A 25,370-nucleotide genomic window follows, 5' to 3' on the forward strand; every position below is an offset into this window, starting at 1 on the left:
CAATCCCTCTTTCAGGGTCGTGTCTTCATCGTGGTCTGGGGGTCCTGGGACGGCCGGGGCTCCTGGAGGGGAGCCCCGGCCAGACCCGTCAGACCTCTTCGACGCTGCTCGGCTCGCGCCGGGACAGGTCGATGCCGAGCTCCTCCGCCGCGCGGAAGACGTCCTCGTCGGTGTCGCGCATCTCGATGGACATGCCGTCCGAGGACAGCACCTCCACGTTGAGGCAGAGGGACTGCATCTCCTTGATGAGCACCTTGAAGGACTCGGGGATGCCGGGCTCAGGGATGTTCTCGCCCTTGACGATGGCCTCGTAGACCTTCACGCGGCCGGTCACGTCGTCGGACTTGATGGTCAGCAGTTCCTGGAGGGCGTACGCGGCGCCGTATGCCTCCAGCGCCCACACCTCCATCTCACCGAAGCGCTGGCCACCGAACTGGGCCTTACCACCCAGCGGCTGCTGGGTGATCATCGAGTACGGGCCGGTCGACCGGGCGTGCAGCTTGTCGTCGACCAGGTGGTGCAGCTTGAGGATGTACATGTACCCGACCGAGATCGGGTCCGGGAACGGCTCGCCGGAGCGGCCGTCGAACATCCGGGCCTTGCCGGACGGGAGCACCATGCGCTCGCCGTCGCGGTTGGGGATCGTGGCCTCGAAGAGACCGGCGATCTCGTCCTCGCGGGCACCGTCGAAGACCGGGGTCGCGACGTTGGTGCCGGGCGCGACCTCGTCGGCGCCGATGGTCTGGAGGCGCTGCATCCACTCCTCGCTGCCCTCGACCTTCCAGCCCCGGCTGGCGAGCCAGCCCAGGTGGATTTCGAGGACCTGTCCCGGGTTCATTCGGGACGGCACGCCGAGGGGGTTCAGGATGATGTCGACCGCGGTGCCGTCCTCCAGGAACGGCATGTCCTCGACCGGCAGGATCTTGGAGATGACGCCCTTGTTGCCGTGGCGGCCGGCGAGCTTGTCACCGTCGGTGATCTTGCGCTTCTGGGCGACGTAGACGCGGACCAGCTGGTTCACGCCGGGGGGCAGCTCGTCGCCCTCCTCGCGGTCGAAGACGCGGACGCCGATGACCTTGCCGATCTCGCCGTGCGGCACCTTCAGCGAGGTGTCGCGCACCTCGCGCGCCTTCTCGCCGAAGATCGCGCGGAGCAGGCGCTCCTCCGGGGTCAGCTCCGTCTCGCCCTTGGGCGTGACCTTGCCGACCAGGATGTCGCCCGCCACGACCTCGGCGCCGATGCGGATGATGCCGCGCTCGTCGAGGTCCGCCAGGACCTCCTCGGAGACGTTCGGGATGTCCCGGGTGATCTCCTCCGGGCCGAGCTTGGTGTCACGGGCGTCGACCTCGTGCTCCTCGATGTGGATCGAGGAGAGGACGTCGTCCTGGACGAGGCGCTGCGACAGGATGATCGCGTCCTCGTAGTTGTGGCCCTCCCAGGGCATGAACGCCACGAGGAGGTTCTTGCCGAGCGCCATCTCGCCCTCGTCCGTGGACGGGCCGTCGGCGAGCACCTGACCGGTGACCACTCGGGCGCCCTCGTCCACGACGACCTTCTGGTTGAAGGACGTGCCCTGGTTCGAGCGGGAGAACTTCGCGACCCGGTACGTGTTGTACGTGCCGTCGTCGTTGGCGACGGTGACGTAGTCCGCGGAGACCTCCTGGACCACACCGTCCTTCTCGGCCTTGATGACGTCGCCGGCGTCGACCGCGCAGCGGTACTCCATGCCGGTGCCGACCAGCGGGGCCTCCGCCTTGATGAGCGGCACGGCCTGGCGCATCATGTTCGATCCCATGAGCGCGCGGTTGGCGTCGTCGTGCTCAAGGAAGGGGATCATGGCCGTCGCGACCGACACCATCTGGCGCGGCGAGACGTCCATGTAGTCGATGTCGTTGCCGGGGACGTAGTCGATCTCGCCGCCACGACGGCGGACGAGGACGCGGTCCTCGGCGTAGGTGTTCTCCTCCGTCAGCGGGGCGTTCGCCTGCGCGATGACGAAGCGGTCCTCCTCGTCGGCGGTGAGGAAGTCCACCTGGTCGGTGACGACACCCTCGGTGACCTTGCGGTACGGGGTCTCGACGAAGCCGAACGCGTTGACCCGGCCGTACGAGGCGAGGGAGCCGATCAGACCGATGTTCGGGCCTTCGGGCGTCTCGATCGGGCACATGCGGCCGTAGTGCGAGGGGTGCACGTCACGAACCTCGAAGCCCGCGCGCTCACGGCTCAGACCACCCGGGCCCAGCGCCGACAGGCGGCGCTTGTGGGTCAGACCCGACAGCGGGTTGGTCTGGTCCATGAACTGGGACAGCTGGCTGGTGCCGAAGAACTCCTTGATGGAGGCGACGACCGGCCGGATGTTGATCAGGGTCTGCGGCGTGATCGCCTCGACGTCCTGCGTGGTCATCCGCTCGCGGACGACGCGCTCCATACGAGCCAGACCCGTGCGGACCTGGTTCTGGATGAGCTCGCCGACGTTGCGCAGACGACGGTTGCCGAAGTGGTCGATGTCGTCGGTCTCGACGACGATCGAGGTGCCGTTCTCACCGAGCGTCTCGACCTCGCCGGCGTGCAGCTTGACCAGGTACTTGATGGTCGCGATGACGTCGTCGGTGGTGAGCACGCCGGCGTCCAGCGGCTGGTCCGCGCCGAGCTTCTTGTTCACCTTGTAGCGGCCGACCTTCGCGAGGTCGTAGCGCTTCGGGTTGAAGTAGAGGTTCTCCAGCAGCGTCTGCGCGGCCTCGCGCGTCGGCGGCTCGCCCGGACGCAGCTTGCGGTAGATGTCGAGCAGCGCGTCGTCCTGGCCCTGGGTGTGGTCCTTCTCCAGGGTGGCGCGCATCGACTCGTACTCGCCGAACTCCTCCAGGATCTGCTCGGTCGTCCAACCGAGAGCCTTCAGGAGAACGGTGACGGACTGCTTGCGCTTGCGGTCGATGCGGACACCGACCATGTCGCGCTTGTCGATCTCCAGCTCCAGCCAGGCACCGCGGGACGGAATGACCTTGGCCGAGAAGATGTCCTTGTCGGACGTCTTGTCGATGGAGGAGTCGAAGTAGACGCCCGGCGAGCGGACCAGCTGCGACACGACGACACGCTCGGTGCCGTTGATGCAGAAGGTGCCCTTGTTGGTCATGAGCGGGAAGTCGCCCATGAAGACCGTCTGGGACTTGATCTCGCCGGTCTCGTTGTTGGTGAACTCGGCGGTGACGAAGAGCGGGGCCGCGTACGTGAAGTCGCGGTCCTTGCACTCGTCGATGGAGTTCTTGGGAGGCTCGAAGCGGTGGTCGCGGAAGGTCAGCGACATCGACCCGGAGAAGTCCTCGATCGGAGAGATCTCCTCGAAGATCTCCTCCAGACCGGACTTCGTGGGGACATCCTGACCACTGTCCAGCGCAGCCTCGACACGACCCTTCCATGCGGCGTTGCCGAGCAGCCAATCGAAGCTCTCGGTCTGCAGCGCAAGGAGGTTCGGAACCTCAAGGGGCTCTTTGATCTTTGCAAATGAGATGCGCAGCGGGGCGGTGCTGGCGCCGTTGTTCGTATTGGCAGTCGAGGCGTTGCGCGAGGCGGCCAAGAGGGGGTCCTTCCGAGGGCTCGGACTCACTACGCGCGTACCGGTCCCACTCTGTGCATGCTGAGGGAAATCCCAGATCAGGGATGTTCGATCAGCGGTGCTCGACAGTGGGTATGCCCCTGGTGACGGGCAGGGAGCAGCTAACAGGCAGCGCAAAGGGTCAGTGTAGCCACTAGCCACACTGATGTCCAGCCCAGGTTTCCGGAGACCGGCAGCGCCACCCTCTCCCTCCGGGAGGGGTCTCCCCCTCGTTGTTCTGCTGTGCGTTCTTCAACGCCTGCCGCAAGGCTTCCCGCTTCGCCTTCGATCCATGCCTCGGACCTCGGACCGATGTAGCGATGCGTCCTGAGAATTGCGCGCTGTGTGCCGTTCGTCAAGGCCCCCCGTCCCGTTGCGATCGTCACGAGGCGCCCTGCGGGTCAACACGAAGATCACCATACTCGCCCTGGCCGCGCAGGCAACGCAGCCCGGGCGGGAACGCCCAAGGGCGACCACCCACATGGGTGATCGCCCTTGAGATTCAGACAGGAGTCAGCAGACTCCGCGGGTCACTTGACCTCGACGGAGGCGCCGGCGGCCTTGAGGGAGTCGGCAGCCTTCTCGGCGACGTCCTTCGCGACCTTCTCCAGGACCGGCTTCGGAGTGCCGTCGACGAGGTCCTTGGCCTCCTTCAGACCCAGCGAGGTCAGCTCACGCACGACCTTGATGACCTGGATCTTCTTCTCGCCGGCGCCGGTGAGGACGACGTCGAACTCGTCCTGCTCCTCGACGGCCTCGACGGCGCCGGCGGCACCGCCGGCGGCGGCGACGGCGACCGGGGCGGCGGCCTCGACGTCGAACTTCTCCTCGAAGAGCTTCACAAAGCCGGAGAGCTCAAGGAGAGTCATGTCTTCGAACTGCGCCAGCAGCTCTTCCTGGGTGAGCTTCGCCATGATGGCGTCCTTCCACTAATCGGCGGGTGCCGGATGTACATTTCGGCGGGCGTACGGGCCCGCTGCGACCGTGACGGACGCGAGTGGTACGAGCGCGGGGCTCGACTACTCGGCGGCCTCGGCCTCGGCGGGAGCCGGCGTACCGGCACCGCCCTGCTCGACCTTGCTGCGAAGGGCGTCCGTGGTGCGGACGAACTTCGTGAGCGGGGCCTGGAAGGTCGCCGCGGCCTTGGCCATGGACGCCTTCATGCCACCGGCCAGCTTGGCGAGCAGCACCTCGCGGGACTCAAGGTCCGCGAGCTTCTTGAACTCATCGGCGGACAGTGCCTCACCGTCGAGGACACCGCCCTTGATGATGAGGTTGGGGTTCTCCTTGGCGAAGTCACGGAGACCCTTCGCCGACGTCACCGGGTCACCGGAGACGAAGGCGACCGCCGTCGGACCGGTGAACAGGTCGTCGAGCGAGGTGATCCCGGCCTCGTTGGCCGCGATCTTGGTCAGCGTGTTCTTCACCACGGCGTACTGGGCGTTCTCACCGAGCGAACGGCGCAGCTCCTTGAGCTGTGCCACGGTGAGACCGCGGTACTCGGTCAGCACTGCGGCGCTGGAGCTGCGGAACTGGTCCGTCAGCTCTGCAACCGCGGCAGCCTTGTCGGGCCTCGCCATGAGCCTCGGCCTCCTTCCGGGTGATTCGGACCGCATAGACGCGAGAAGGGACCTGGGCAAAACGAAACGCCCCGGCGCAGGCGCGCGGGGCGTGACTCGACCGCACTGACCTCGCGGTCACAGCGGGAGTTCGACCTCAACACCTGCGCAGGTCGCCCGCAGCTAGCGGAATCCTTCGGCCACCACGCCCCCTACGGAGGCACAGCGACGACCAGCGGTCTTTGGCTTCTTCGCAAAGGTACGCGAACGGGCGGCCCGCAAGCAAATCGGCCCGGTGGGCGGCTCAGCCCTTGCCGTTCAGCACATCGTCGAGGTCGGCGACCTGGTCGGCGGGCGGCGCCTTCACGGCCGGGGCGGTGCCGAAATCGGAGAAGCGGGCGGAGGTCTTCTCCGTGCCCTTGCTACCCGTCCGCACCGCGTCGATCCGGACCGGATAGCCGTCCTTGCCGATCCACACGTCGAAGACGGAGGTCTTGAAGGCCACCTTCTTCAGCATCTTGACGAGCTCCTGGCGCTGCGCGTCGGTGAGGACCTTGCTCTTCTGGTCGGCCTTGAGCGCCTGCTCGTTGGTGAGGGTGGCCTTGTAGTGCTCGGCGGCGGCGCCGTCCAGCTGCTCCGCGCCCACGTGTTTGATGTTCTCCGCGTCCAGCAGCGTAGCGAGGGACTCGGCGGGGTCCTCGTTGAGTTTGCCCGCGCCGACGTCCATCTTCGTCCAGCGCTTCTTGGCCACGCCGACCCCCTTCGCGCCCCCGTCGGCGTAGTAGATGGGGCCGATCATCACGGAGTGCGTCGGCCCGTCGGCGCCCTTCAGCGTCACGTCGTGGCTGGCCGGGTACCACCCCTGGACGCCCGTCATGCCGCTCGCCTTGCCGTCCGCGTCGGTGCTCTTCACCGCGACCTTCGCGAACTTCGCGCCCGCGGTCTTGCGGTAGGCGGCCTTGAGGACCTCCGCCGGGCTCGGGGCCTGGGACGGCTTGCTCTCCGCGCCCTTGCCCGAAGACGCCCCCTTGGCGTCCTTGGAGTCGTCCCCGCCGCAGGCCGTGAGGCCCCCCACGAGCAGTACGGTGCCCACCGCGGCGGCACCGACCCGCATCCGGACAGCCTTGCTCGCCTTGCTCTCGCTCATGTACGTGAATCCCTGTGTCATTTCTGTGTGGTCCACGTGACCTTACTGTGAGTACAGGGCGAGCATCGAGCGGATATGCGAAAAGGCCCTCCGCCTCCTCACGAAGAGGAGACGGAGGGCCTTTTCAGCTGCTCAGAGCACCGTCAGGGCTCAGACCGCGGCCGGGTCCTCCTCGACGAGGAGGTTGCGGGTGCGGTTGCCGTCCAGCGGGATGCCGGGGCCCATCGTGGTGGTCAGGACCGCCTTCTTGATGTAGCGGCCCTTCGCGGCGGACGGCTTGAGGCGGTTGATCTCCTCAAGCGCGGCGGCGTAGTTCTCGACCAGCTTGGTCTCGTCGAACGACACCTTGCCGATGATGAAGTGCAGGTTCGAGTGCTTGTCGACGCGGAACTCGATCTTGCCGCCCTTGATGTCCGTGACAGCCTTCACCACGTCCGGGGTGACCGTGCCGGTCTTCGGGTTCGGCATCAGACCACGCGGACCGAGCACGCGGCCGAGGCGGCCGACCTTGCCCATGAGGTCCGGGGTGGCGACGACGGCGTCGAAGTCCAGACGGCCCTTCGCGACCTCGTCGATCAGTTCGTCGGAGCCGACGATGTCGGCTCCGGCGGCTTCCGCGGCCGCAGCACGGTCGCCGGTCGCGAAGACCAGGACCCGGGCGGTCTTACCGGTGCCGTGCGGCAGGTTCACGGTGCCGCGGACCATCTGGTCGGCCTTGCGCGGGTCGACGCCCAGACGCATGGCGACCTCGACGGTCGCGTCGAACTTGGTCGCAGAGGTGTCCTTGGCGAGACGGACGGCTTCGAGCGGGGCGTACAGGCGCTCCGCGTCGACCTTGGCGTCCGCGCCGCGGAGAGTCTTGCTGCGCTTCACTGCTTCTCCTCAGTGCTGAGTGTGGAGTCGTGGTACGGACCAGCGCGTGGCCCTTCCACGGGGTGCTACGGGGGTGATCAGCCCTCGACCGTGATGCCCATGGAACGGGCGGTGCCGGCGATGATCTTCTCGGCGGCGTCCAGGTCGTTGGCGTTCAGGTCGGGCATCTTGGCGGTGGCGATGTCGCGGACCTGGTCGCGGGAGATCTTGGCGACCTTGGTCTTGTGCGGCTCGCCGGAGCCCTTGTCCACACCCGCGGCCTTGAGGATCAGCTTGGCGGCCGGCGGAGTCTTGGTGATGAAGGTGAAGGAGCGGTCTTCGTAGACCGTGATCTCCACCGGCACGACCATGCCACGCTGCGACTCGGTCGCGGCGTTGTAGGCCTTGCAGAACTCCATGATGTTGACGCCGTGCTGGCCCAGCGCGGGGCCGACCGGCGGAGCCGGGTTGGCCGCACCGGCCGAGATCTGGAGCTTGATCAGCCCCGTGACCTTCTTCTTCTTGGGAGGCATGCTCTCTCCGGGTCCTAGTGAGAGGTGTTTCGCCTCCGATTCCGGTCATCCGGATGGAGGCATACCGCACAACGATAACGGGTATAGCCGTGCGGCTAAAAACCGAGCAGGTCAGACCCTCTCCCATCAGCGGGAGAAACCCCCCGCGAGAGCTGATCTGACCTGTTCGGAAGCCGGTGGTCCGGAAGAGCGTCAGTTCTTCTGGATCTGGTCGAAGCTGAGCTCGACCGGGGTCTCGCGGCCGAAGATCTCGACGAGGCCCTTGACCTTCTTCGAGTCGGCGTTGATCTCGTTGATGGTCGCCTGGAGCGTCGCGAACGGACCGTCGGTGACGGTGACCGAGTCGCCCACCTCGAAGTCCAGCACCTGGACCTCGACCTTGCGGGACGGCGCGGGCTTGCCCTCGGCCTCGGCGGCCTCGCGGGCGGCCTTCTCCTCGGCCTCCGGGGCGAGCATCTTGACGATCTCGTCGAGGGTCAGCGGGTACGGGTCGTAGGCGTTGCCGACGAAGCCGGTGACGCCCGGCGTGTTGCGGACGACGCCCCAGGACTCGTTCGTCAGGTCCATGCGCACCAGCACGTAGCCGGGGAGCTTGTTCTGGCGGACGGTGCGGCGGTCGCCGTTCTTGATCTGGACGACCTCTTCCTGCGGCACCTCGGCCTGGAAGATGTAGTCCTCGACGTTCAGCGAGACGGCGCGCTGTTCGAGGTTGGTCTTCACGCGGTTCTCGTAGCCCGCGTAGGTGTGGATGACGTACCACTCGCCGGGCAGGGTGCGCAGCTCCTGGCGCAGGGCCTCGATCGGGTCGACGTCCTCCTGCTCCGCGGCGACCTCGGCGTCGGCGGCCTCGTCCTCGGCGACCTCGGCCACGGCCTCGGCGTCGCCCTCGATGTGGAGGGCGGCCTCCTCGGCGGGCTCACCGGCCGCGGCTTCCTCGGCGTCCAGCTCGTCGGCGCCGTCGGCGTTCTCGACGATCTGCAGCTCGGTGTCGTCGCCGACCTCGTCCGCGGCAGCCGGCGCGTCCACGTCGGCCGCCGCCGCCTCGACCGGCTCGGCGGCGTCGTTCAGGTTCGGGTCAGACACTGTGGCTGCTTCTTCCTGGCTTCAAGGGGTGGAACATGCGAAGGGTGACGCTTCGATATGCCATCACCCGACGCGGGCTCAGCCGAAGACGTACTTGACGGCGTTGTTGAACCCATAGTCAATCACGGTCACCAGGCCGATGACGATGACAACGAAGACGATCACCACAGAGGTGTAAGTAGAGAGCTGGTTCCGACTGGGCCAGACGACCTTGCGGAGCTCAGCGACGATCTGGCGGTAGAAGAGCGCGAGGCGGCCGAAGGGGCCCTTCTTCCCGCGCTTGCCGCCGCGGCGTGCCTTCTTGGCCGCCACCTCGTCCTCGGGACGACCGCTCTCAGGCGTCGCGGTGGAGCCAAGGGCTTCCGTCACTACGTCCTCACCTGAATCCGGGTCGTGTCCGTGCCGCGCCCGGTTGAGCCGCACGGCGGTGCAATTCACTACGTACGCATGCACGCATCATGGTGAAGATGCGTGTAGCAGGGCCGGAGGGACTTGAACCCCCAACCGCTGGTTTTGGAGACCAGTGCTCTACCAATTGAGCTACGACCCTTTGTGGTTCCCCCAACGTACCGCATCCGGCCGAACGCACTAAGTGCGCGCAGACGGGCCGCCGATGAGGGGCCAACGACGCCTGAGTGTACGTGCTGGAGGGACTGACGTCGAACAGGAACGTCCGGTCCGCCCTCCGAAGCGCTCCCGGGTTCCGTACCCGGACCGGCCCCGCGGCGCGTGATCGCGGGGCCCGCGGCCGTTACGGAACTCACGTGCCCGGCCCATGGCGGGTCTGGGACGATGCATGCATGACCGCTGCTACTCCTCCCGCACAGTCCCCCACCGACCGTCGGGTGTCGGCCCGCGTCGGGTCGATCTCCGAGTCCGCGACGCTCGCCGTCGACGCCAAGGCGAAGGCCCTCAAGGCCGCCGGGCGCCCGGTGATCGGCTTCGGCGCCGGCGAGCCGGACTTCCCCACGCCCGACTACATCGTCGAGGCCGCCGTGGAAGCCTGCCGCAACCCGAAGTACCACCGCTACACCCCCGCCGGCGGCCTCCCCGAGCTCAAGGCCGCGATCGCCGCGAAGACGCTGCGCGACTCCGGCTACGAGGTCGGGGCGGACCAGGTACTGGTGACCAACGGCGGGAAGCAGGCCATCTACCAGGCGTTCGCCGCCATCCTCGACCCGGGCGACGAGGTCGTCGTGCCGGCCCCGTACTGGACCACCTACCCGGAGTCGATCCGGCTCGCGGGCGGCGTCCCGGTGCCGGTCGTCGCCGACGAGACGACCGGTTACCGCGTCTCCGTGGAGCAGTTGGAGGCGGCCCGTACGGAGCGCACCAAGGTGCTGCTCTTCGTCTCCCCCTCGAACCCCACCGGCGCGGTCTACACCCGGGCGCAGGTCGAGGAGGTCGGCCGCTGGGCCGCCGAGCACGGCCTGTGGGTGCTCACCGACGAGATCTACGAGCACCTGGTCTACGGCGACGCGGAGTTCTCCTCCCTGCCCGTGGTCGTCCCGGAGCTGGCGGACAAGTGCATCGTCGTCAACGGTGTCGCCAAGACGTACGCGATGACCGGCTGGCGGGTGGGCTGGGTCATCGGCCCGAAGGACGTGGTGAAGGCCGCGACCAACCTCCAGTCGCACGCCACCTCCAACGTCTCCAACGTGGCGCAGGTCGCGGCGCTGGCCGCCGTCTCCGGTGACCTGGAGGCCGTCGCGAAGATGCGCGAGGCGTTCGACCGCCGCCGGCGCACCATCGTGCGGATGCTCAACGAGATCGACGGCGTCGAGTGCCCGGAGCCGGAGGGCGCGTTCTACGCGTACCCCTCGGTGAAGTCGCTGCTCGGCAAGGAGATCCGCGGCAAGCGCCCGGCCACCTCGGTGGAGCTGGCGGCGCTGATCCTGGACGAGGCGGAGGTCGCGGTGGTGCCGGGCGAGGCGTTCGGCACGCCCGGCTATCTGCGCCTGTCGTACGCGCTCGGCGACGACGACCTCGTCGAGGGCGTCTCGCGGCTCCAGAAGCTGCTGGCGGAGGCCGTGGCCTGACGGCCCCGCGCACCCCTCCGTACGGGTCCCCGGCCACCGGCCGGGGACCCGTATTCGCTTTCGGGCCGCCGCTCGTTCAGGGTCTTATTCGCGCAAAGCCCCTACCGGCGGGCGGGCAGGTGCGGCAAGATCTTCAAATGGAGAGTGTTCGAGCCCGTGGCGAAGCCGCCCGCCGTGATCTGCGCCTGCTGCCGAAGGCCCATCTGCATCTGCACTTCACGGGGTCGATGCGCCCGTCGACCCTGCTCGAACTGGCCGACAAGTACGGCGTGCACCTGCCCGAGGCGCTGCGCGGCGGCGAGCCCCCGAGCCTGCGGGCGACGGACGAGCGCGGCTGGTTCCGCTTCCAGCGGCTGTACGACATCGCGCGGTCCTGCCTGCGCTCCCCCGACGACATCCGCCGGCTGGTGCGCGAGGCCGCCGAGGAGGACGTGCGCGACGGCTCCCGGTGGCTGGAGATCCAGGTCGACCCCACCTCGTACGCGCCCCGGCTGGGCGGCCTCATCCCCGCGCTGGAGATCATCCTCGACGCGGCGGAGACCGCGTCGCGGGAGACCGGCGTCGGGATCCGCGTCCTGGTCGCCGCGAACCGGATGAAGCACCCGCTGGACGCCCGTACCCTCGCCCGGCTCGCGGTGCGCTACGCCGACCGGGGCGTGGTCGGCTTCGGCCTCTCCAACGACGAACGCCGCGGTCTCGCGCGCGACTTCGACCGCGCCTTCGCCATCGCCCGCGACGGCGGCCTGCTCGCCGCGCCGCACGGCGGCGAGCTGTCGGGGCCGAGCAGCGTCCGCGACTGCCTGGACGACCTGCACGCGGCCCGGGTCGGCCACGGCGTACGAGCGGCCGAGGACCCCCGCCTGCTGCGCCGGCTCGCCGACCGCGGGGTGACGTGCGAGGTGTGCCCGGCCTCCAACGTGGCCCTGGGCGTCTACGAGAAGCAGGAGGACGTCCCCCTGCGGACCCTGTTCGAGGCCGGCGTCCCGATGGCCCTGGGCGCCGACGACCCCCTCCTCTTCGGCGCCCGCCTGGCCGCCCAGTACGAACTGGCCCGCGAGTACCACGCCTTCACCGACCCCGAACTGGCAGAACTGGCCCGCCAGTCGGTACGCGCCTCAGCCGCCCCGGAACCCCTCCGGACGGACCTCTTGAAGGAAATCGACGAGTGGCTGACGACGACGTGAGACCGGGCCTGTCCGCCTCCTGACGACATCCAGCCCGTCCGGCGTCTGAGGACAACACGGGTCCGGGCCGATCAAGCCCGTCCGGCGCCTGAGAACACCACAGGGCCCAGCCCATCGAGCCCATCCAGCGCCTGAGAACAACGCGGGGCCGGGCCGATCAAGCCGGTCCGGCGCTTGAGGACGACACAGGGCCGAGCCCATCCAGCCCGTCCGGCACCTGAGAACAACACGGGACCGGGCCGATCAGCCCGTCCGGCGCTTGAGGACAACACGAGGCCCGAGCCCAACCAGCCCGTCCGGCGCTTGAGGACAACACAAGCCCCAGCCCAACCAGCCCGTCCGGCGCTTGAGGACAACACAAGCCCCAGCCCAACCAGCCCGTCCGGCGCTTGAGGACCGGGGCCCGGGGCAGAGCCCTGTAGACAAAGCTGAGCCCGGTGGCCGGTCAGAGGCGAACGCCTACCGTCACCGGCTCATTGACCAGCGTCACCCCGAACGCCTCCCGCACCCCGTCCCGCACCTCACGGGCCAGCGCCAGCAGGTCCTCCGTACGGGCCGCCCCCCGATTGGTGAGCGCCAACGTGTGCTTGGTGGAGATGCGGGCCGGGCCCGTCCCGTAGCCCTTGGTGAAGCCCGCCCGGTCGATGAGCCAGGCGGCGGACGTCTTCACCCGTCCGTCCTCCCCCGGGAAGGCCGGCGCGGCGACGTCCGGGCCGAGGCGCTCGGCGACGCGGGTGAGGAAGGCGGCGTGCTCGGCCTCGGTGAGGACCGGGTTGGTGAAGAAGGACCCGGCCGACCAGGTGTCGTGGTCGTCGGGGTCCAGCACCATGCCCTTGCCCGCGCGCAGGGCGAGCACGGCCGTACGGGCGGTGGCGGCGGGTACCCGGTCGCCGGGTTCGACGCCGAGGGCCCGGGCCGTCTCCGCGTACTTGATGGGCGCGGACAGCCCGCCCGCGTCCTCCAGTTCGAACCGCACGCGCAGCACCACATAGCGCGTGGGGTCCTCCTTGAAGCGGCTGTGGCGGTAGGAGAAGCCGCACTCGGCGTTGGGGACGGTCACGACCTCACCCGCACGCCGGTCGTAGGCGACGACCTCGGTGATGGTGGCGGAGACGTCCTGGCCGTACGCGCCGACGTTCTGGATCGGGGTCGCGCCGGCGGAGCCGGGGATGCCCGCCAGGCACTCGACGCCGGCCAGCCCGGCCTCGACGGCGTGGGCCACGGCGTCGGACCAGTTCTCGCCCGCGGCCAGCTCCAGGCGGGCGCCGTCCAGCGTGCGGCCGGCCGTGGCGACGCGCAGGGCGGTGCCCTCGAACCCCTTGTCCGAGATGACCAGGTTGCTGCCGCCGCCGATGACGAGCAGCGGGGTGCCGGCGGCGTCGGCCTCCCGTACGGCGGCGACGACCTCGTCGTCGGTGACGGCGGTGATCAGGCGGGTCGCGGGGCCGCCGAGCCGGAAGGTGGTCAGTGGGGCGAGGGGGGCGTCGTGGAGTTCCTGCACGCGCCCAAGGGTACGGGGGCGCCGCCGCGGGCCCCGATCGGTGGTGGCCGGCCGGGCCCGCGGCGGTACGAGCCGTACGAGCGGTACGAGCGGGCTCAGACGGCGACCGGGGACTTCCGCTCAGCCGGGGCCTGTCCGTCCGGTCCGTCCGGCTCCTGGTCCATGCGGCGGCGGGCGGGTATCAGGGCCGCCGCCCCGGCCGCCAGCGCGACGGCCGCGGCGCCCACCCACAGGGCTGGGGCCAGCCCGTCCACGAACCGTGTGGCGCTCTCGTAGCCGCCCTGGGAGGAGAAGACCGTGGCGAGCACGGCCACGCCGAGCGCGCCTCCCACCTCGCGCATCGCGTTGTTGGCCCCCGAGGCGATGCCCTGCTCGCTGGGACGGACGGTGGACATCGCCAGGTTGGCGGCGGGGGCGAAGTACATCCCCATGCCGATGCCGCTGACGATGAGGCTCGGGAGCTGCTGCGCGTACGAGATGTCGGGGCTGAGCACCAGGGCGAACAGGGCGAGGCCCAGCGCCTGGAACGCGAGGCCCACCGCGACGACGGGGCGTCCGCCGATGCGGTCGGAGAGGTAGCCGGCGATGGGCGCGACGATCATCGGCATGCCGGTCCACGGGAGCATGCGCAGCCCGGCCTCGGTGGGCGAGTAGCCGAGGACGTTCTGGAGGAACTGGCTGAGCAGGAAGATCGAGCCGAACATCCCCACGAACATCAGCAGGCTGGCCGCGTTGATCGCCGAGAAGCCCCGGCTGCGGAAGAGCCGCATGGGGAGCATGGGGTGGGCGGCGCGCAGTTCGTACGCGACGAAGGCGACGAGCAGCGCCGCGCCCGCTATCAGCCCGGTGAGGACGGGGCCGCTGGTCCAGCCGTCCGGGTTGGCGCGGACCAGGGCGTAGACGACGCCGAACAGGCCGAAGCTGGCGAGCGCGGTGCCGGGGAGGTCGAGCCGGGCGTCCGGGCGGTGGCTCTCCTTCAGGCGCAGCCGGGCGAGGGGGAGCAGGGCGAGGCCGATCGGGACGTTCAGCCAGAAGATCCACTGCCAGGAGATGTGTTCGGTCAGGGCGCCGCCGATGAGCGGGCCGGAGGCGACGGCGAGCCCGTTGACCGCGCCCCAGATGCCGTACGCCATGCCGCGGCGGGCGGCGGGCACGGCAGCGGTGAGCAGGGTCAGCGTGAGCGGCATCATGACCGCGGCGCCGACGCCCTGCACGGCGCGGGCGGCGATCAGGCCGTCGATGCCGGGGGCGAGGGCCGCGGCGGCGGAGGCGGCGGTGAACAGGGCGGTTCCGGCGATGAAGAGCCGGCGGCGGCCGAAGCGGTCGCCGAGCGCGGCGCCGGACATCAGCAGGACGGCGAAGGTGAGGGTGTAGGCGCTGACGGTCCATTCGAGGTCGGCCAGCTCGCCGCCGAGGTCCTCGCGGATGGAGGGCAGGGCGGTGGTGACGACGAGGTTGTCGAGGGCCGCCATGAAGCCGGCGGCGCTGGTGATGATCAGGGCCCAGACGACGGTGGAGCGGCTGCTCCGGGTCGGGTCCGGTGGACGGTTCATTTCTCCCCCAGTTGGTTAGTTATTGATTACTAATTTTCGTGGACACAGAAAAGCGCGCCATCCCATGACGCCGGCCGGCGTCATGGCCCGCAGGGGGACGTGTCGTTGACGCCCGCCCACAGGCGGTGCCCGGGCGGGAAGCCCAGCGACACGAGGACGTTGATGAGCATCCCCTGCGCCAGGAACGACGTCGTCGCGTTCGCATCCGCCCCGATGGCCAGATGGATCGTGTCCCACAGCTCCTGCCAGCCGGCCCGCAGCGAGTCGCCGAACTCGCGGTCGCCGGCGGCCTCGGCCGACGCCACCGCCACGTACATCTGCATCTGCAGGAGCAGCTTGTCCGGGTCGCTGGCGATGAGGTCCTGGTACGCCGCCCCCATGGAGCGCAGCGCCTCGTCCCCCTCCAGCCCCTCGGACGCCGCCCTGAAGACCTCGATGTTCTCCTGGAGGCAGCGGTCGGCGGCGGCCAGGAAGATGGCCTGCTTGTTCGGGAAGAGGCGGAAGAGATACGGCTGCGAGACGCCGACGCGCTTGGCGATGACCTCGGTGGAGGTGCCCTTGTAGCCGCCGCGCGCGAATTCGGTCATCGCCGCGCGGATGACGCTCTCGCGCCGCTCCTCCGCACTCATCCTGACCATGCGAGTAAGTTAGTGTCCAATCACTAACCAGGTCAAGAGGTAAGGGGCGCCCGCAGTGGGCGGGCGCCCCTTACCTCCGCTGCCGCTCGTACCGCTCAGGCGAGCCGGACCACCGCGCGGGCCATGCCCAGCACCTTCTGACCCGCGCTCATCGCGGTGAGGTCGACCCGGACCGTACGGGCCTCGTCGTCGAGCTTGGCCGCGACCTTGGCGGCGACCTCGATGACCGCCCCCTCGCCGTCGTCGGCGACCACGACGGGCTTGGTGAACCGCACGCCGTACTCGACGACCGCCGCCGGGTCGCCGGTCCAGTCGGTGACCACGCGGACCGCCTCGGCCATGGTGAACATGCCGTGCGCGATGACGTCCGGCAGCCCGACCTCCTTGGCGAACTTCTCGTTCCAGTGGATCGGGTTGAAGTCGCCGGAGGCGCCCGCGTACCGCACGAGTGTGGCGCGGGTCACCGGGAAGGACTGCGCCGGGAGTTCGGCGCCGACCTCGACGGCGTCGTACGAGACCTTCGCTGTCATCTGCGTCACTCCCCCTCGGCGGCGCGCGCCACCAGCATCGTGTGCGCGGTCACCACGTGCTCGCCGTCCGCGTCGCGCACCTCGCCGCGCACGGACAGGACGTCGTTGCCGGCCAGCGACTTGACCGACTCGATGGTCGAGACGACGGTGAGCAGGTCGCCCGCCCGTACCGGCCGGGTGTAGGCGAACTTCTGGTCGCCGTGCACCACCCGGCTGTAGTCCAGGCCCAGCTGAGGGTCCTCGATGACCTGCCCGGCGGCCTTGAAGGTGATCGCGAAGACAAAGGTCGGCGGGGCGATCACATCGGGGTGGCCGAGGGCCCGCGCGGCCTCGGCGTCGACGTACGCCGGGTTGGCGTCGCCGACCGCCTCGGCGAACTCGCGGATCTTCTCCCGGCCGACCTCGTACGGCGCGGTGGGCGGGTAGGTCCGTCCGACGAAGGACTGGTCGAGCGCCATCGGCTCGGTACCTCCTGTTGTTTGCGTGCGGATGGGTACAGGTACCACAGGCGCGTACAGGTATCTCGGACAGGCACGGATAGCTCGGGCAGGCGTCCCGGGCACATACCAACGCCGCGAGGCCGCCCCCAAAAAATGGGGACGGCCTCGCAAACGAGCCTTTTTTACCGCGTTTCGCGGTGCGCGGTGTGCGCGTTGCAACGCGGGCAGTGCTTCTTCATTTCAAGACGGTCCGGGTTGTTGCGCCGGTTCTTCTTGGTGATGTAGTTCCGCTCCTTGCACTCCACGCAGGCCAGCGTGATCTTCGGGCGGACGTCGGTGGCAGCCACGTGAGTGCTCCTTGACGGATGGAAGGGTTAACGCATAAAAGAGTAGCCGACCGGAGGACCGACCCCACAATCGGCTACTGTGTGTAGCGGTGACCGGACTTGAACCGGTGACACAGCGATTATGAGCCGCTTGCTCTACCGACTGAGCTACACCGCTGAGATGCGAGAGGTATCCCCGCCCGAAGGCGAGGTACTTCTCACACCAGAGCCCCAATACGGAATCGAACCGTAGACCTTCTCCTTACCATGGAGACGCTCTGCCGACTGAGCTATTGGGGCGAGCGATGAAGACATTACACGCTCGGCCGCCGAACGTGAAATCCGTATCTGTCCCCTGTCGTCACTTGCCCCAACCACCCCTCGAACCACACCGGTACGACTATTCGTCGCCTGCTCGAAGCGGCCCCCGCCGCGCCCTAGGCTCGGACCACGCTGCGTGATCTTGCACGCCCCGGCCCTTCGAGGAGCGCGATGCCCGACAGCCAGTCGCAGCCCCCCACGAACCCCGACGGCGAGGCTGCCGGAGGCGCCGACGCCCCCGCCGGGCCCACCGCCCCCGACTGGACGGCCCTCGTCCTGTGCGGCGCCCGGCTCGCCGACGGCCGCACCGTGGACGTACGGCTGAGCGGCGGGACCATCGAGGCCGTCGGCACCCCCGGCAGCCTCGCCCCCGGCACCCGCGTCGACCTCAACGGCTACCTGCTGCTGCCCGCCCCCGCCGAGCCGCACGCGCACACCGACACCGCCCTCACGGCCGAAGCGGACGCCGAGGGCCCCGCCCCGCACACCCTCGAAGACGTCCAGCGCCGCACCACCGAGGCCGCCCTCCTGCACCTCGGCCACGGTGCCACGGCGCTCCGCAGCCATGTGCGGATCGGCGACGTACAGGGGCTGCGTTCGCTCGAAGCCGTGCTCCAGGCCCGCCGGGCGCTGCGCGGGCTCACCGACCTCACCGCCGTCGCCGTCCCCCGGCTGCTGACCGGCGCCGCCGGGGCGGACGGCCTCGCCATACTGCGGGACGCCGTGAAGATGGGCGCGTCCGTGATCGGCGGCTGCCCGGACCTCGACCCCGACCCGACCGGCTACACCGAGGCCGTCCTGGAGATCGCCGCCGAGCACGGCTGCGCCGTGGATCTGCACACGGACGGTGACGACCCGGCGCGGCTGGCCCGGCTCGCGGCGATGGCCGGCCGGCTCCGGCCCGGCGTCACCCTGGGCCCGTGCGGCGGCCTCGCCCGGCTGCCGCACGACCTGGCCGTACGGGCCGCCGAGCAGCTGGCGGCGGCGGGCGTCAGCGTCGTCTGCCTGCCCCAGGGCGACTGCTGCGCGCTGGAGCAGCGCGAGGCGCGCGTCTCGCGGTGCGCACCGGTGCGGCTGCTGCGCGCGGCCGGCGTCGCGGTGGCCGCCGGGAGCGGCGCGCTGCGGGACGCGGCCAACCCCGTGGGGCGCGGCGATCCGCTGGAGGCCGCCTATCTGCTGGCGTCGCGCGGTGAGCTGCGGCCGCGGGAGGCGTACGAGGCGGTCAGCACGGCGGCGCGGGCCGTGCTGGGGCTCCCGCAGGTGCGGGTGGAGGCGGGGTTCCCTGCGGAGCTGCTGGCCGTACGCGGCGAGAGCGTCGCGGAGGTCCTCTCCCTCGCGTACAGCCGCACAGTGGTGCACCGGGGGCGGGTGGTGGCCCGTACGAGCGCGGTGCGGGAGTACTGCGACTCGGCCGCGGTGATCGCCCTCGACCTGCCGCGTCAGTCGGCGCGCGGGGGCGGAGGCGGGGGCGGGGGCGGAGGCCGGATGTCGTGACGGAGGGCGGGGCGGCCGGGCCCTTGGACGAAAGCTGAACTCTTCCGCGAAAGCTGAGCTCTTCCGCGGAAGCCGGACCCTTTTACGAAAGCTGAAACGCTGCTACGAAAAGGGGCCGGCCTCCCCGGAGAAGCCGGCCCCTCGCTCAGGGCTGTCAGCCCCCGTACAGGGAGCTGTTGGCCCCGTTGACCCCGCCGTGGCCCGTGGCGCCGCGGGCTCCCGCTGCCGCGGAAGCGATTCCGGCGATCATCTTCTCGGCGTCGACCGCCGTGGCGTTCTCGGGAGCGGTGACCTTCTCACCGCCGTCGCCGAACGTCATCTTCAGCGGCACCTCGCCCTTGACCTTCGTCTTCTCCGCGAGGGGCGCGAGGTCCATGGAGGCGGCGGAGAGCTTGCCGTTCTTGAGGGCGAAATCGACGGAGACCTTGGCGTCCGGGATCTCCTTGAAGTCCTCTTCCTTGGGCATTCCGGTGCCGGGCGAGATCTCGTCGGCGAACGGCCGCAGCTTGTCGAAGACGCTCTTGATGAGCGTACGGAACGGCGCGGTGGCGATCACGTGGTCGGCGCCGTCGCGCTTGCCGCCGTCCTTGACCGCGACCTCGTGGTTCACGACGCCCTTGATCTCGTCAAGGATCTTCTTCTGCGTCTTCTCGCTGAGCGTGGGCTCGGCGGAGGGCTTCTTGCCGCCCTTGGCCTTCGACTGCTTCTCGGCGGCCTTCTTCATCGCCTTGGTGTCGACCTTGACCCACTCGCCGTCGAGGATCTTGTCGGCGAATTCGAGACCTTTGGGGAGCGTCGCGTGCATCTCCTCCTTGGTCGGCGCCGGCGAACCCGTCATCTTCGCCATGGCCTTCACATCGACGCGGTAGTACACCGTGTCGCCGATGAAGCGGCCTTCCACCAGATCGCCCTCGGCGCCCGAGATCTTCATCAGGGAACCGGTGACATCCTCCTGCTCCGTGTCCTCCAGGGCCTTCTTCGACTCCGCGGAGAAGGTGACCTTCAGTTTCGACATCGCCTTGGCCATGGCCGGCGGAATCGGTTCGTCGCTGCCCTTGGACATCGCGACCAGCTGGTCCGGGGCGGCGTCGAGGCCCATCTCCACCGAGAGCGAGTGCTGCTTGCCCAGCGAGTCGAAGGCGTTCGACAGCTGCTTCTCGGGGGACAGGTTCTGCTCCGTACCGCAGGCGACGGCGCCGGCGGTAAGGGCTGCGACGCAGCCGACGGCGGACATGGTCTTGCGTATGCCGGTGATGACGAACTCCCTCGTATCTGCCGCGGGGCGGTTTTCGACCCCACGTTGATGATCACCAGAGGTGACTCTTGAGTGGCGGAGAAGGTTGCACGGCGTACGGTCGGAATTATGCGCATTGTCATCGCTGGTGGACATGGTCAGATCGCACTCCGGCTTGAGCGGCTGCTCGCCGAGCGAGGGGACGAGGTCGCGGGCATCATCCGCAGACCCGAACAGGCGGGGGACCTGCTCGCCGCGGGCGCGGAGCCGGTCGTCTGCGACCTGGAGTCGGCGTCCGTCGAGGACGTCACCCGGCATCTGGAGGGCGCGGACGCCGCCGTCTTCGCGGCGGGCGCGGGCCCGGGCAGCGGCGCGGACCGCAAGGACACCGTGGACCGCGGCGCGGCCACCCTCTTCGCCGACGCCGCCGAGCGCGCGGGCGTACGCCGCTTCCTGATCGTCTCCTCCATGGGCGCCTCCGACAGCCCGCCGCCCGGCACCGACCCCGTCTTCGCCTCCTACCTCCGCGCCAAGGGCGCCGCGGACGACGACGTACGGGCCCGCTTCGGCCTCGACTGGACCGTCCTGCGGCCGGGCCGGCTGACGGACGACGCGGGCACCGGCCTGGTGACCCTCGCCGAATCCACCGGCCGCTCCGACGTCACCCGCGACGACGTGGCGGCGACCCTGGCCGCGCTGCTGTACGCCCCGGCCACGGCGGGGCGCACGCTGGAGCTGATCGGGGGCGACACCCCGGTGGCGGAGGCGGTCGAGGCGGTGGCCGGGGGCTGACCGGGCGGGGGCCGGGGCGTACCGGGCCTCTCCGCCCGGCCCGCACGCCGCCCCGCCACGGCCCTGCCCTCCGCGCGGTGCTCGATCCGCCCGGTCGCGCCCTCCTCTCCACCGGGCGGCTTCGCCGCGCCGCGGTCCGGGGCGGCGGTACGGCGAAGTCAACAGCGGGCGTGAGCTGTCGGGGGCGGTGTCCGCCGTGGGCGGGACCCACGGCGGACACCCGGCGGCGGCTCCCAGCGCCCGGCGCGGTTCACGAGAGGGGTGGCGCGTCCCACAGGTCGGTGCTGTACGAGCCGAGGAGCGCGCCGATACGGGCCAGGGCTTCGGTGGCGGGCAGCGGGTCCAGCCGGCGGCCGTCCCGCAGCCGCAGCGCGACCCGGTCGTCGGCGGCTTCCCGCGCGCCGATCACCGCCTGGTACGGCACGAGGCGGGCGGCCCGGATACGGGCGCCCAGGGTTCCGTGCTCCGGCCCGGAGACCTCGGCCCGCAGCCCTTGCTCGACGCAGCGCCGTACGAGCCGTTCGGCGTGCGGCAGTTCGGCTTCGCCGACGGGAAGGGCCACGAGCTGGGTGGGGGCGAGCCAGCCGGGGAACGCGCCGCCGTGCACCTCGATGAGCTGGGCCACGGCCCGTTCCACGCTGCCGATGACGCTCCGGTGGACCATGACGGGCCGGTGCCTGGCACCGTCCGGGCCGATGTAGTGGAGATCGAACCGCTCCGGCTGGTGGAAGTCGATCTGGACGGTGGACAAGGTGGCCTCGCGGCCGGCGGCGTCGGTGACCTGTACGTCGATCTTCGGCCCGTAGAACGCCGCCTCACCTTCCTCCGCCTCGTACGCCGCACCGGAACCGTCGAGGACCTCGGTCAGCAGGGCGGTGGCGCGCTCCCACATGGCGGGGTCGGCGACGTACTTCCCGCCCGGCCCCGGCAGGGAGAGCCGGTAGCGGGCGGGGCGGATGCCGAGGGCCCCGTACGCGCGCCGAATCAGCTCCAGGGCGGCGCGCGCCTCGTCGGCGGCCTGGTCCAGGGTGCAGAAGATGTGCGCGTCATTGAGCTGGATGGCCCGTACCCGGGTCAGCCCGCCGAGCACCCCGGACGGCTCGGAGCGGTACATGCCGCCCAGCTCGGCCATCCGCAGGGGCAGCTCGCGGTAGCTGTGGGGCCGGGAGCGGAAGATCAGCGCGTGGTGCGGGCAGAGGCTGGGCCGCAGGACGACCTGCTCGCCGCCGAGGTCCATGGGCGGGAACATGTCCTCGCTGTAGTGCGACCAGTGCCCGGAGATCTCGTAGAGGTCCCGTTTGCCGAGTACGGGCGAGTACACGTGCCGGTACCCCGCCCGGCGCTCGGCGCCGCGTACGTACTCCTCCAGGGCGTGCCGTACGGCCGCCCCGTCCGGCAGCCAGTAGGGCAGCCCCGAGCCGATCAGCGGGTCGGTATCGAACAGCCCGAGCTCGCGGCCGAGCTTGCGGTGGTCGTGCATGGCGGTCTCCTCGCGGACAGTGCGGGTCGCGAGGCGGGTGACCACACGGCGAAGCCCCGGGGCACTCGCCCCGGGGCTTCGGTCGTAAGACAGATATCAGCGCGCCGGGACACTCTCCGGCGTCGTCGTCATGCTCATCGCAGCGCGCTTCATGGCAGAAAAGTTAACAGGGCCGGTCGATATCCGCGCGGCAATATTTCGCAGGGGGCGGCGGCGATGGAAAACAGGCCCGTTGCCCGCGTCACGCCATGCCACGCCACGCCACGCCACGCCGTCCAGGCTCGTCGCGCCACTGGAACACAACGCAAAAACGGCCCCTGCCCTGCGAAAACGCAGAACAGAGACCGCTTCTTTGCCTGTGGCGGCGCCAGGGTTCGAACCTGGGTAGGCTGAGCCGGCAGATTTACAGTCTGCTCCCTTTGGCCACTCGGGCACACCGCCAAGGATTGCTGCCCGTGACCGCCGCTTGGCGGCGCTCTGTGGCAACGACGTAAACCATACCCGATGACCAGGGGTGGTCCGCCACTCGATTCGACGCCGCCGGATCGGGTGCGGGTGACTAGGCTGGCAGAGCGGCCCGTGGGCCGTAACCCCTGATGGATCTACGTACGAGGAGCCAACTCAATATGGCCGACTCCAGTTTCGACATCGTCTCGAAGGTCGAGCGGCAGGAGGTCGACAACGCCCTCAACCAGGCGGCGAAGGAGATCTCGCAGCGCTACGACTTCAAGGGCGTCGGCGCTTCGATCGACTGGTCCGGCGAGAAGATCGAGATGCGCGCCAACTCCGAGGAGCGGGTGAAGGCGGTCCTCGATATCTTCGAGACCAAGCTGGTCAAGCGGGGCATTTCGCTGAAGACGCTGGACGCGGGCGAGCCGCAGGCGTCCGGCAAGGAGTACCGGATCTCCGCCTCGGTCGAGGAGGGGATCACGCAGGAGAACGCGAAGAAGGTCGCCAAGATCATCCGCGACGAGGGCCCCAAGGGCGTCAAGGCGCAGGTGCAGGGCGACGAACTGCGGGTGACCTCGAAGAGCCGGGACGACCTCCAGACCGTCCAGCAGCTGCTCAAGGGCACGGACCTGGACTTCGCGATCCAGTTCGTGAACTACCGCTGATCACCTGAACCGATCCGCGCGGGCGCTGCCAGGCCGGGCGAGCGGGGCGCGAGGGGGCACGTCACCGAGGACGACCTCGGCGGCAGCCCTCGCCGCGCCCCCTCGCCCCGGCCACCGGCGCGCGGATGTCCGAACGCGAGCGACGGCTCGGCGCGAGCGGGCCACTTCCGCAGCGCCTTGACGCCCCCTCGCCCCCTCGGCCCGTCGCCCGTCGCCCGTCGCCCGTCGCCCGTCGCCCGTCCGGCAGTGCCGCATAGGAGCGCGAGAGATACAGGGCAAGCGCCGCCATAAGCCGATACCGCGCACCCACCCGCCCCCTTCACGCTCTGTACATCAAAGCTGACCAACGGTAGCGTCCCTGCTATGAGGGGGATTTGGACGTACTGGGGCTATTTGGCGGCGGCTTTCCTGATCGCGGCCTGGGGAAGCGGAGCCGCGCCCGCGGTCATCGTGTTTCTGTCTCTGGCGGTCGTGGCATACGCCGGCTTCCAGTTTCCTGTGTGGTGCGGAGCGGTGAATCGCAACGGCACGTACTGCCGGCGCAACGCCATGGGGATCTTGATGGGGTGCGGCCTTCGTCAACACCGTTGGCAGAAGATGAAGATGATCGTCCTGCGCAGCAAGGCCGGGGATTTCTCCAGGGCGGTCTTCCCCACAGCCAAGGAGAAGTTCGGCGCGTTCATCACGGTAGGCGGGCTCGCGTCTGCCATCGCGGCCGTCGTGGTGCCCCTGGTGACTGGTTGAGGCGGAGAATTCCGCCGTCGATCCCGCTCCTCCGCCTCCGCCCTACGCCGTCGTCGCCCGGCTTCGGCCGGTCGGGGCGGTCGGGGCGGTCGGCGGGGTTCCCGGCAGGTCGAGGTGGGCGCGGTACCAGGGGGACGAGGACGCGAAGGACGCGGCGAAGCCCGGGCCCGGGGCGAGGCCGAGCTCCCGCCAGATGCGGGAGCTGTCGAACCAGTGGTCGACGCCGAAGAGGGACAGGGCGTGGAGGTCCTTCGGGGAGTCGGCCAGGCGTTCCCGCGCCTGCTCGTAGTCGAGGTCCGTACGCGCGGCCGGCAGGCCCAGGTGTGTGGCGAGGGCGTCGGTCAGTTCCGCGCCGGAGACCGGGTCGGGGTGGTTGACCGCGAAGGCGCCCGGTATCGGGCGGGGGGCCAGGGCGGTGGCGAGGATGGCACCGGCCAGGGCGTCGGCGTGGATGGCGGACTGCTGTACGCGGCCCCCCGCCACCCGGGCGCGCAGCGCGGTGTACACGCTCAGCAGGGCGGGGACGACCCAGCGGTCCCCCGCGCCGTACACGAGGTGCGGGCGGAGTACGGTGCCGCCCGCGGCGAGGACGGCGCGTTCGGCGTCGGCACGGCTGCGGCTGGTGGCCGAGGCCGGGGCGATGGGCAGCCGCGTGGTGTCCGCTCGTGAGAACGGGCCGCGGCCGTGCACCGCGGCCGTACTCAGGCAGACGATGCGTCCCACGCCCGCCCGGACCGCCTCCCCCACCAGCGCCTCCGTGCCCCGGGCGTTGACCTGTTGGCTCTCCGCCGCACCGGCGCCGATCCGCGAGGCGCAGTGAATGACGGTGTCGACGCCCTCGCAGGCCCCGCGCAGAGTGGCCGGATCCGCGAGGTCGGCGCGCCAGTGCTCCGCCCCGTCGCGGGTACCGGACGGGCGTCTCGTGAGCAGCCGTACACGCAGGCCGGGCACGGACAGGGCCGCCTCGGCCACGCGGTGGCCGATGAAGCCGTGCGCGCCGGTGATCAGGAGGCCGCGGCCGGCACCGGCGCCGGGCGTGGCGGGTGTCGGGGTCCGGAACTGCTGCATGTCTCCCTCGTCTCTCCTGGGTGGTCGGGCGGCGGGGGGGGGGGGGGGGGGGGGGGGGGAAAGGGGGGGGGGGGGGGGGGGGGGGGGGGGGGGGGGGTTGTGTTCTTTTTTTGGGGTGTGGGCGGGGGGAGGGGGGAGGTCGCCCTGG

Annotated in this window: 23 protein-coding genes and 4 tRNA genes; 6 read left to right on the forward strand and 21 right to left on the reverse strand. The window is 70.0% G+C overall.

Annotated features, from left to right (window positions below):
- Positions 1-88 precede the first annotated feature (88 nt).
- The 9 genes from rpoB to AC07AB_RS35950 all read right to left on the reverse strand — a co-directional run bounded on the left by rpoB (position 89) and on the right by AC07AB_RS35950 (position 9,313).
- The gene (gene rpoB / locus AC07AB_RS35910) at positions 89-3,571 is read right to left on the reverse strand and encodes a DNA-directed RNA polymerase subunit beta (protein WP_478576058.1); all 3,483 of its coding nucleotides are present in this window, start codon (positions 3,569-3,571) and stop codon (positions 89-91) included.
- A gap of 548 nt (positions 3,572-4,119) precedes the next feature.
- On the reverse strand, positions 4,120-4,503 hold the full coding sequence (gene rplL / locus AC07AB_RS35915; protein ID WP_478576059.1) for a 50S ribosomal protein L7/L12: 384 nt from the start codon (positions 4,501-4,503) through the stop codon (positions 4,120-4,122).
- Between the two features lie 105 nt (positions 4,504-4,608).
- Positions 4,609-5,169 carry a 50S ribosomal protein L10 gene (rplJ, locus tag AC07AB_RS35920; RefSeq protein WP_478576061.1) on the reverse strand — a complete coding sequence of 187 codons (561 nt, stop codon included), beginning with the start codon at positions 5,167-5,169 and terminating at the stop codon, positions 4,609-4,611.
- A gap of 283 nt (positions 5,170-5,452) precedes the next feature.
- Entirely contained in the window at positions 5,453-6,295 is an 843-nt protein-coding gene (locus AC07AB_RS35925) for an SCO4651 family lipoprotein (protein WP_478576063.1), read from the reverse strand.
- A gap of 150 nt (positions 6,296-6,445) precedes the next feature.
- On the reverse strand, positions 6,446-7,168 hold the full coding sequence (rplA, locus tag AC07AB_RS35930) for a 50S ribosomal protein L1 (protein ID WP_478576065.1): 723 nt from the start codon (positions 7,166-7,168) through the stop codon (positions 6,446-6,448).
- Between the two features lie 77 nt (positions 7,169-7,245).
- Complete coding sequence (gene rplK / locus AC07AB_RS35935) at positions 7,246-7,680, reverse strand: 50S ribosomal protein L11 (protein WP_478576066.1); 435 nt, start codon at positions 7,678-7,680, stop codon at positions 7,246-7,248.
- Between the two features lie 192 nt (positions 7,681-7,872).
- Entirely contained in the window at positions 7,873-8,763 is an 891-nt protein-coding gene (gene nusG, locus AC07AB_RS35940) for a transcription termination/antitermination protein NusG (RefSeq protein WP_478576068.1), read from the reverse strand.
- 78 nt (positions 8,764-8,841) lie between these two features.
- Entirely contained in the window at positions 8,842-9,132 is a 291-nt protein-coding gene (secE, locus tag AC07AB_RS35945) for a preprotein translocase subunit SecE (RefSeq protein WP_363134873.1), read from the reverse strand.
- Between the two features lie 108 nt (positions 9,133-9,240).
- Positions 9,241-9,313 (reverse strand) — tRNA-Trp (locus AC07AB_RS35950).
- A gap of 250 nt (positions 9,314-9,563) precedes the next feature.
- On the opposite strand from AC07AB_RS35950, the gene AC07AB_RS35955 reads away from it, so the two are divergent.
- Both AC07AB_RS35955 and AC07AB_RS35960 read left to right on the forward strand, forming a co-directional pair.
- The gene (locus AC07AB_RS35955; protein ID WP_478576070.1) at positions 9,564-10,802 is read left to right on the forward strand and encodes a pyridoxal phosphate-dependent aminotransferase; all 1,239 of its coding nucleotides are present in this window, start codon (positions 9,564-9,566) and stop codon (positions 10,800-10,802) included.
- Between the two features lie 137 nt (positions 10,803-10,939).
- Entirely contained in the window at positions 10,940-11,986 is a 1,047-nt protein-coding gene (locus AC07AB_RS35960; protein ID WP_478576071.1) for an adenosine deaminase, read from the forward strand.
- 445 nt (positions 11,987-12,431) lie between these two features.
- On the opposite strand, the gene AC07AB_RS35965 is transcribed toward AC07AB_RS35960, so the two are convergent.
- The 8 genes from AC07AB_RS35965 to AC07AB_RS36000 all read right to left on the reverse strand — a co-directional run bounded on the left by AC07AB_RS35965 (position 12,432) and on the right by AC07AB_RS36000 (position 17,274).
- On the reverse strand, positions 12,432-13,487 hold the full coding sequence (locus AC07AB_RS35965; RefSeq protein ID WP_478576073.1) for a UDP-N-acetylmuramate dehydrogenase: 1,056 nt from the start codon (positions 13,485-13,487) through the stop codon (positions 12,432-12,434).
- Between the two features lie 95 nt (positions 13,488-13,582).
- Positions 13,583-15,040, reverse strand: coding sequence for an MFS transporter (locus AC07AB_RS35970; protein WP_478576074.1), 1,458 nt, complete (start codon positions 15,038-15,040; stop codon positions 13,583-13,585).
- An 80-nt stretch (positions 15,041-15,120) separates the two neighbouring features.
- Entirely contained in the window at positions 15,121-15,678 is a 558-nt protein-coding gene (locus tag AC07AB_RS35975) for a TetR/AcrR family transcriptional regulator (protein WP_478576076.1), read from the reverse strand.
- A 95-nt stretch (positions 15,679-15,773) separates the two neighbouring features.
- Positions 15,774-16,208 carry a MaoC family dehydratase gene (locus AC07AB_RS35980; protein ID WP_478576078.1) on the reverse strand — a complete coding sequence of 145 codons (435 nt, stop codon included), beginning with the start codon at positions 16,206-16,208 and terminating at the stop codon, positions 15,774-15,776.
- A 5-nt stretch (positions 16,209-16,213) separates the two neighbouring features.
- Positions 16,214-16,666, reverse strand: a complete 453-nt coding sequence (locus tag AC07AB_RS35985) for an FAS1-like dehydratase domain-containing protein (RefSeq protein WP_478576080.1) — start codon at positions 16,664-16,666, stop codon at positions 16,214-16,216.
- Positions 16,667-16,830: 164 nt separating this feature from the next.
- Positions 16,831-16,995: a 50S ribosomal protein L33 gene (gene rpmG / locus AC07AB_RS35990; RefSeq protein WP_003948671.1), complete on the reverse strand. Its 165-nt coding sequence runs from the start codon at positions 16,993-16,995 to the stop codon at positions 16,831-16,833.
- Between the two features lie 84 nt (positions 16,996-17,079).
- Positions 17,080-17,152 (reverse strand) — tRNA-Met (locus AC07AB_RS35995).
- 49 nt (positions 17,153-17,201) lie between these two features.
- Positions 17,202-17,274, reverse strand: a tRNA-Thr gene (locus AC07AB_RS36000).
- Positions 17,275-17,466: 192 nt separating this feature from the next.
- Between AC07AB_RS36000 and AC07AB_RS36005 the strand changes: the two genes are divergently transcribed.
- Entirely contained in the window at positions 17,467-18,789 is a 1,323-nt protein-coding gene (locus AC07AB_RS36005; protein WP_478576081.1) for an amidohydrolase family protein, read from the forward strand.
- A 154-nt stretch (positions 18,790-18,943) separates the two neighbouring features.
- Here the strand turns inward: AC07AB_RS36005 and AC07AB_RS36010 are convergent, their stop codons facing one another.
- Positions 18,944-20,023: a hypothetical protein gene (locus AC07AB_RS36010; RefSeq protein WP_478576083.1), complete on the reverse strand. Its 1,080-nt coding sequence runs from the start codon at positions 20,021-20,023 to the stop codon at positions 18,944-18,946.
- Between the two features lie 129 nt (positions 20,024-20,152).
- Between AC07AB_RS36010 and AC07AB_RS36015 the strand changes: the two genes are divergently transcribed.
- Positions 20,153-20,815 carry an NAD(P)H-binding protein gene (locus AC07AB_RS36015; protein WP_478576085.1) on the forward strand — a complete coding sequence of 221 codons (663 nt, stop codon included), beginning with the start codon at positions 20,153-20,155 and terminating at the stop codon, positions 20,813-20,815.
- A gap of 250 nt (positions 20,816-21,065) precedes the next feature.
- On the opposite strand, the gene thrS is transcribed toward AC07AB_RS36015, so the two are convergent.
- Positions 21,066-22,340 (reverse strand): threonine--tRNA ligase, encoded by a 1,275-nt coding sequence (thrS, locus tag AC07AB_RS36020; protein WP_478576087.1) that lies wholly within the window; start codon positions 22,338-22,340, stop codon positions 21,066-21,068.
- A gap of 314 nt (positions 22,341-22,654) precedes the next feature.
- Positions 22,655-22,736: transfer RNA gene (locus tag AC07AB_RS36025), tRNA-Tyr, on the reverse strand.
- A gap of 185 nt (positions 22,737-22,921) precedes the next feature.
- Between AC07AB_RS36025 and AC07AB_RS36030 the strand changes: the two genes are divergently transcribed.
- Both AC07AB_RS36030 and AC07AB_RS36035 read left to right on the forward strand, forming a co-directional pair.
- Positions 22,922-23,410 carry a YajQ family cyclic di-GMP-binding protein gene (locus tag AC07AB_RS36030; RefSeq protein ID WP_478576089.1) on the forward strand — a complete coding sequence of 163 codons (489 nt, stop codon included), beginning with the start codon at positions 22,922-22,924 and terminating at the stop codon, positions 23,408-23,410.
- A gap of 363 nt (positions 23,411-23,773) precedes the next feature.
- Positions 23,774-24,154 (forward strand): hypothetical protein, encoded by a 381-nt coding sequence (locus AC07AB_RS36035; RefSeq protein WP_478576090.1) that lies wholly within the window; start codon positions 23,774-23,776, stop codon positions 24,152-24,154.
- 42 nt (positions 24,155-24,196) lie between these two features.
- Here the strand turns inward: AC07AB_RS36035 and AC07AB_RS36040 are convergent, their stop codons facing one another.
- Positions 24,197-25,222, reverse strand: a complete 1,026-nt coding sequence (locus tag AC07AB_RS36040; protein ID WP_478576092.1) for an NAD-dependent epimerase/dehydratase family protein — start codon at positions 25,220-25,222, stop codon at positions 24,197-24,199.
- Between the last annotated feature and the right edge of the window lie 148 nt (positions 25,223-25,370).

This window comes from Streptomyces sp. NPDC044033 (assembly GCF_056434425.1).

Coding starts and splice junctions, on each gene's coding strand:
- AC07AB_RS36005 (WP_478576081.1), top strand. CDS start 17,467: ATGCCCGACAGCCAGTCGCAGCCCCCCACGAACCCCGACGGCGAGGCT.
- AC07AB_RS36035 (WP_478576090.1), top strand. CDS start 23,774: ATGAGGGGGATTTGGACGTACTGGGGCTATTTGGCGGCGGCTTTCCTG.
- AC07AB_RS35925 (WP_478576063.1), bottom strand. CDS start 6,295: ATGAGCGAGAGCAAGGCGAGCAAGGCTGTCCGGATGCGGGTCGGTGCC.
- AC07AB_RS35960 (WP_478576071.1), top strand. CDS start 10,940: ATGGAGAGTGTTCGAGCCCGTGGCGAAGCCGCCCGCCGTGATCTGCGC.
- AC07AB_RS36030 (WP_478576089.1), top strand. CDS start 22,922: ATGGCCGACTCCAGTTTCGACATCGTCTCGAAGGTCGAGCGGCAGGAG.
- AC07AB_RS35970 (WP_478576074.1), bottom strand. CDS start 15,040: ATGAACCGTCCACCGGACCCGACCCGGAGCAGCCGCTCCACCGTCGTC.
- AC07AB_RS36015 (WP_478576085.1), top strand. CDS start 20,153: ATGCGCATTGTCATCGCTGGTGGACATGGTCAGATCGCACTCCGGCTT.
- AC07AB_RS35955 (WP_478576070.1), top strand. CDS start 9,564: ATGACCGCTGCTACTCCTCCCGCACAGTCCCCCACCGACCGTCGGGTG.
- AC07AB_RS35975 (WP_478576076.1), bottom strand. CDS start 15,678: ATGGTCAGGATGAGTGCGGAGGAGCGGCGCGAGAGCGTCATCCGCGCG.
- rplJ (WP_478576061.1), bottom strand. CDS start 5,169: ATGGCGAGGCCCGACAAGGCTGCCGCGGTTGCAGAGCTGACGGACCAG.
- AC07AB_RS35980 (WP_478576078.1), bottom strand. CDS start 16,208: ATGACAGCGAAGGTCTCGTACGACGCCGTCGAGGTCGGCGCCGAACTC.
- AC07AB_RS36010 (WP_478576083.1), bottom strand. CDS start 20,023: ATGTCCGCCGTCGGCTGCGTCGCAGCCCTTACCGCCGGCGCCGTCGCC.
- AC07AB_RS35985 (WP_478576080.1), bottom strand. CDS start 16,666: ATGGCGCTCGACCAGTCCTTCGTCGGACGGACCTACCCGCCCACCGCG.
- rplK (WP_478576066.1), bottom strand. CDS start 7,680: ATGCCTCCCAAGAAGAAGAAGGTCACGGGGCTGATCAAGCTCCAGATC.
- rplL (WP_478576059.1), bottom strand. CDS start 4,503: ATGGCGAAGCTCACCCAGGAAGAGCTGCTGGCGCAGTTCGAAGACATG.
- AC07AB_RS36040 (WP_478576092.1), bottom strand. CDS start 25,222: ATGCAGCAGTTCCGGACCCCGACACCCGCCACGCCCGGCGCCGGTGCC.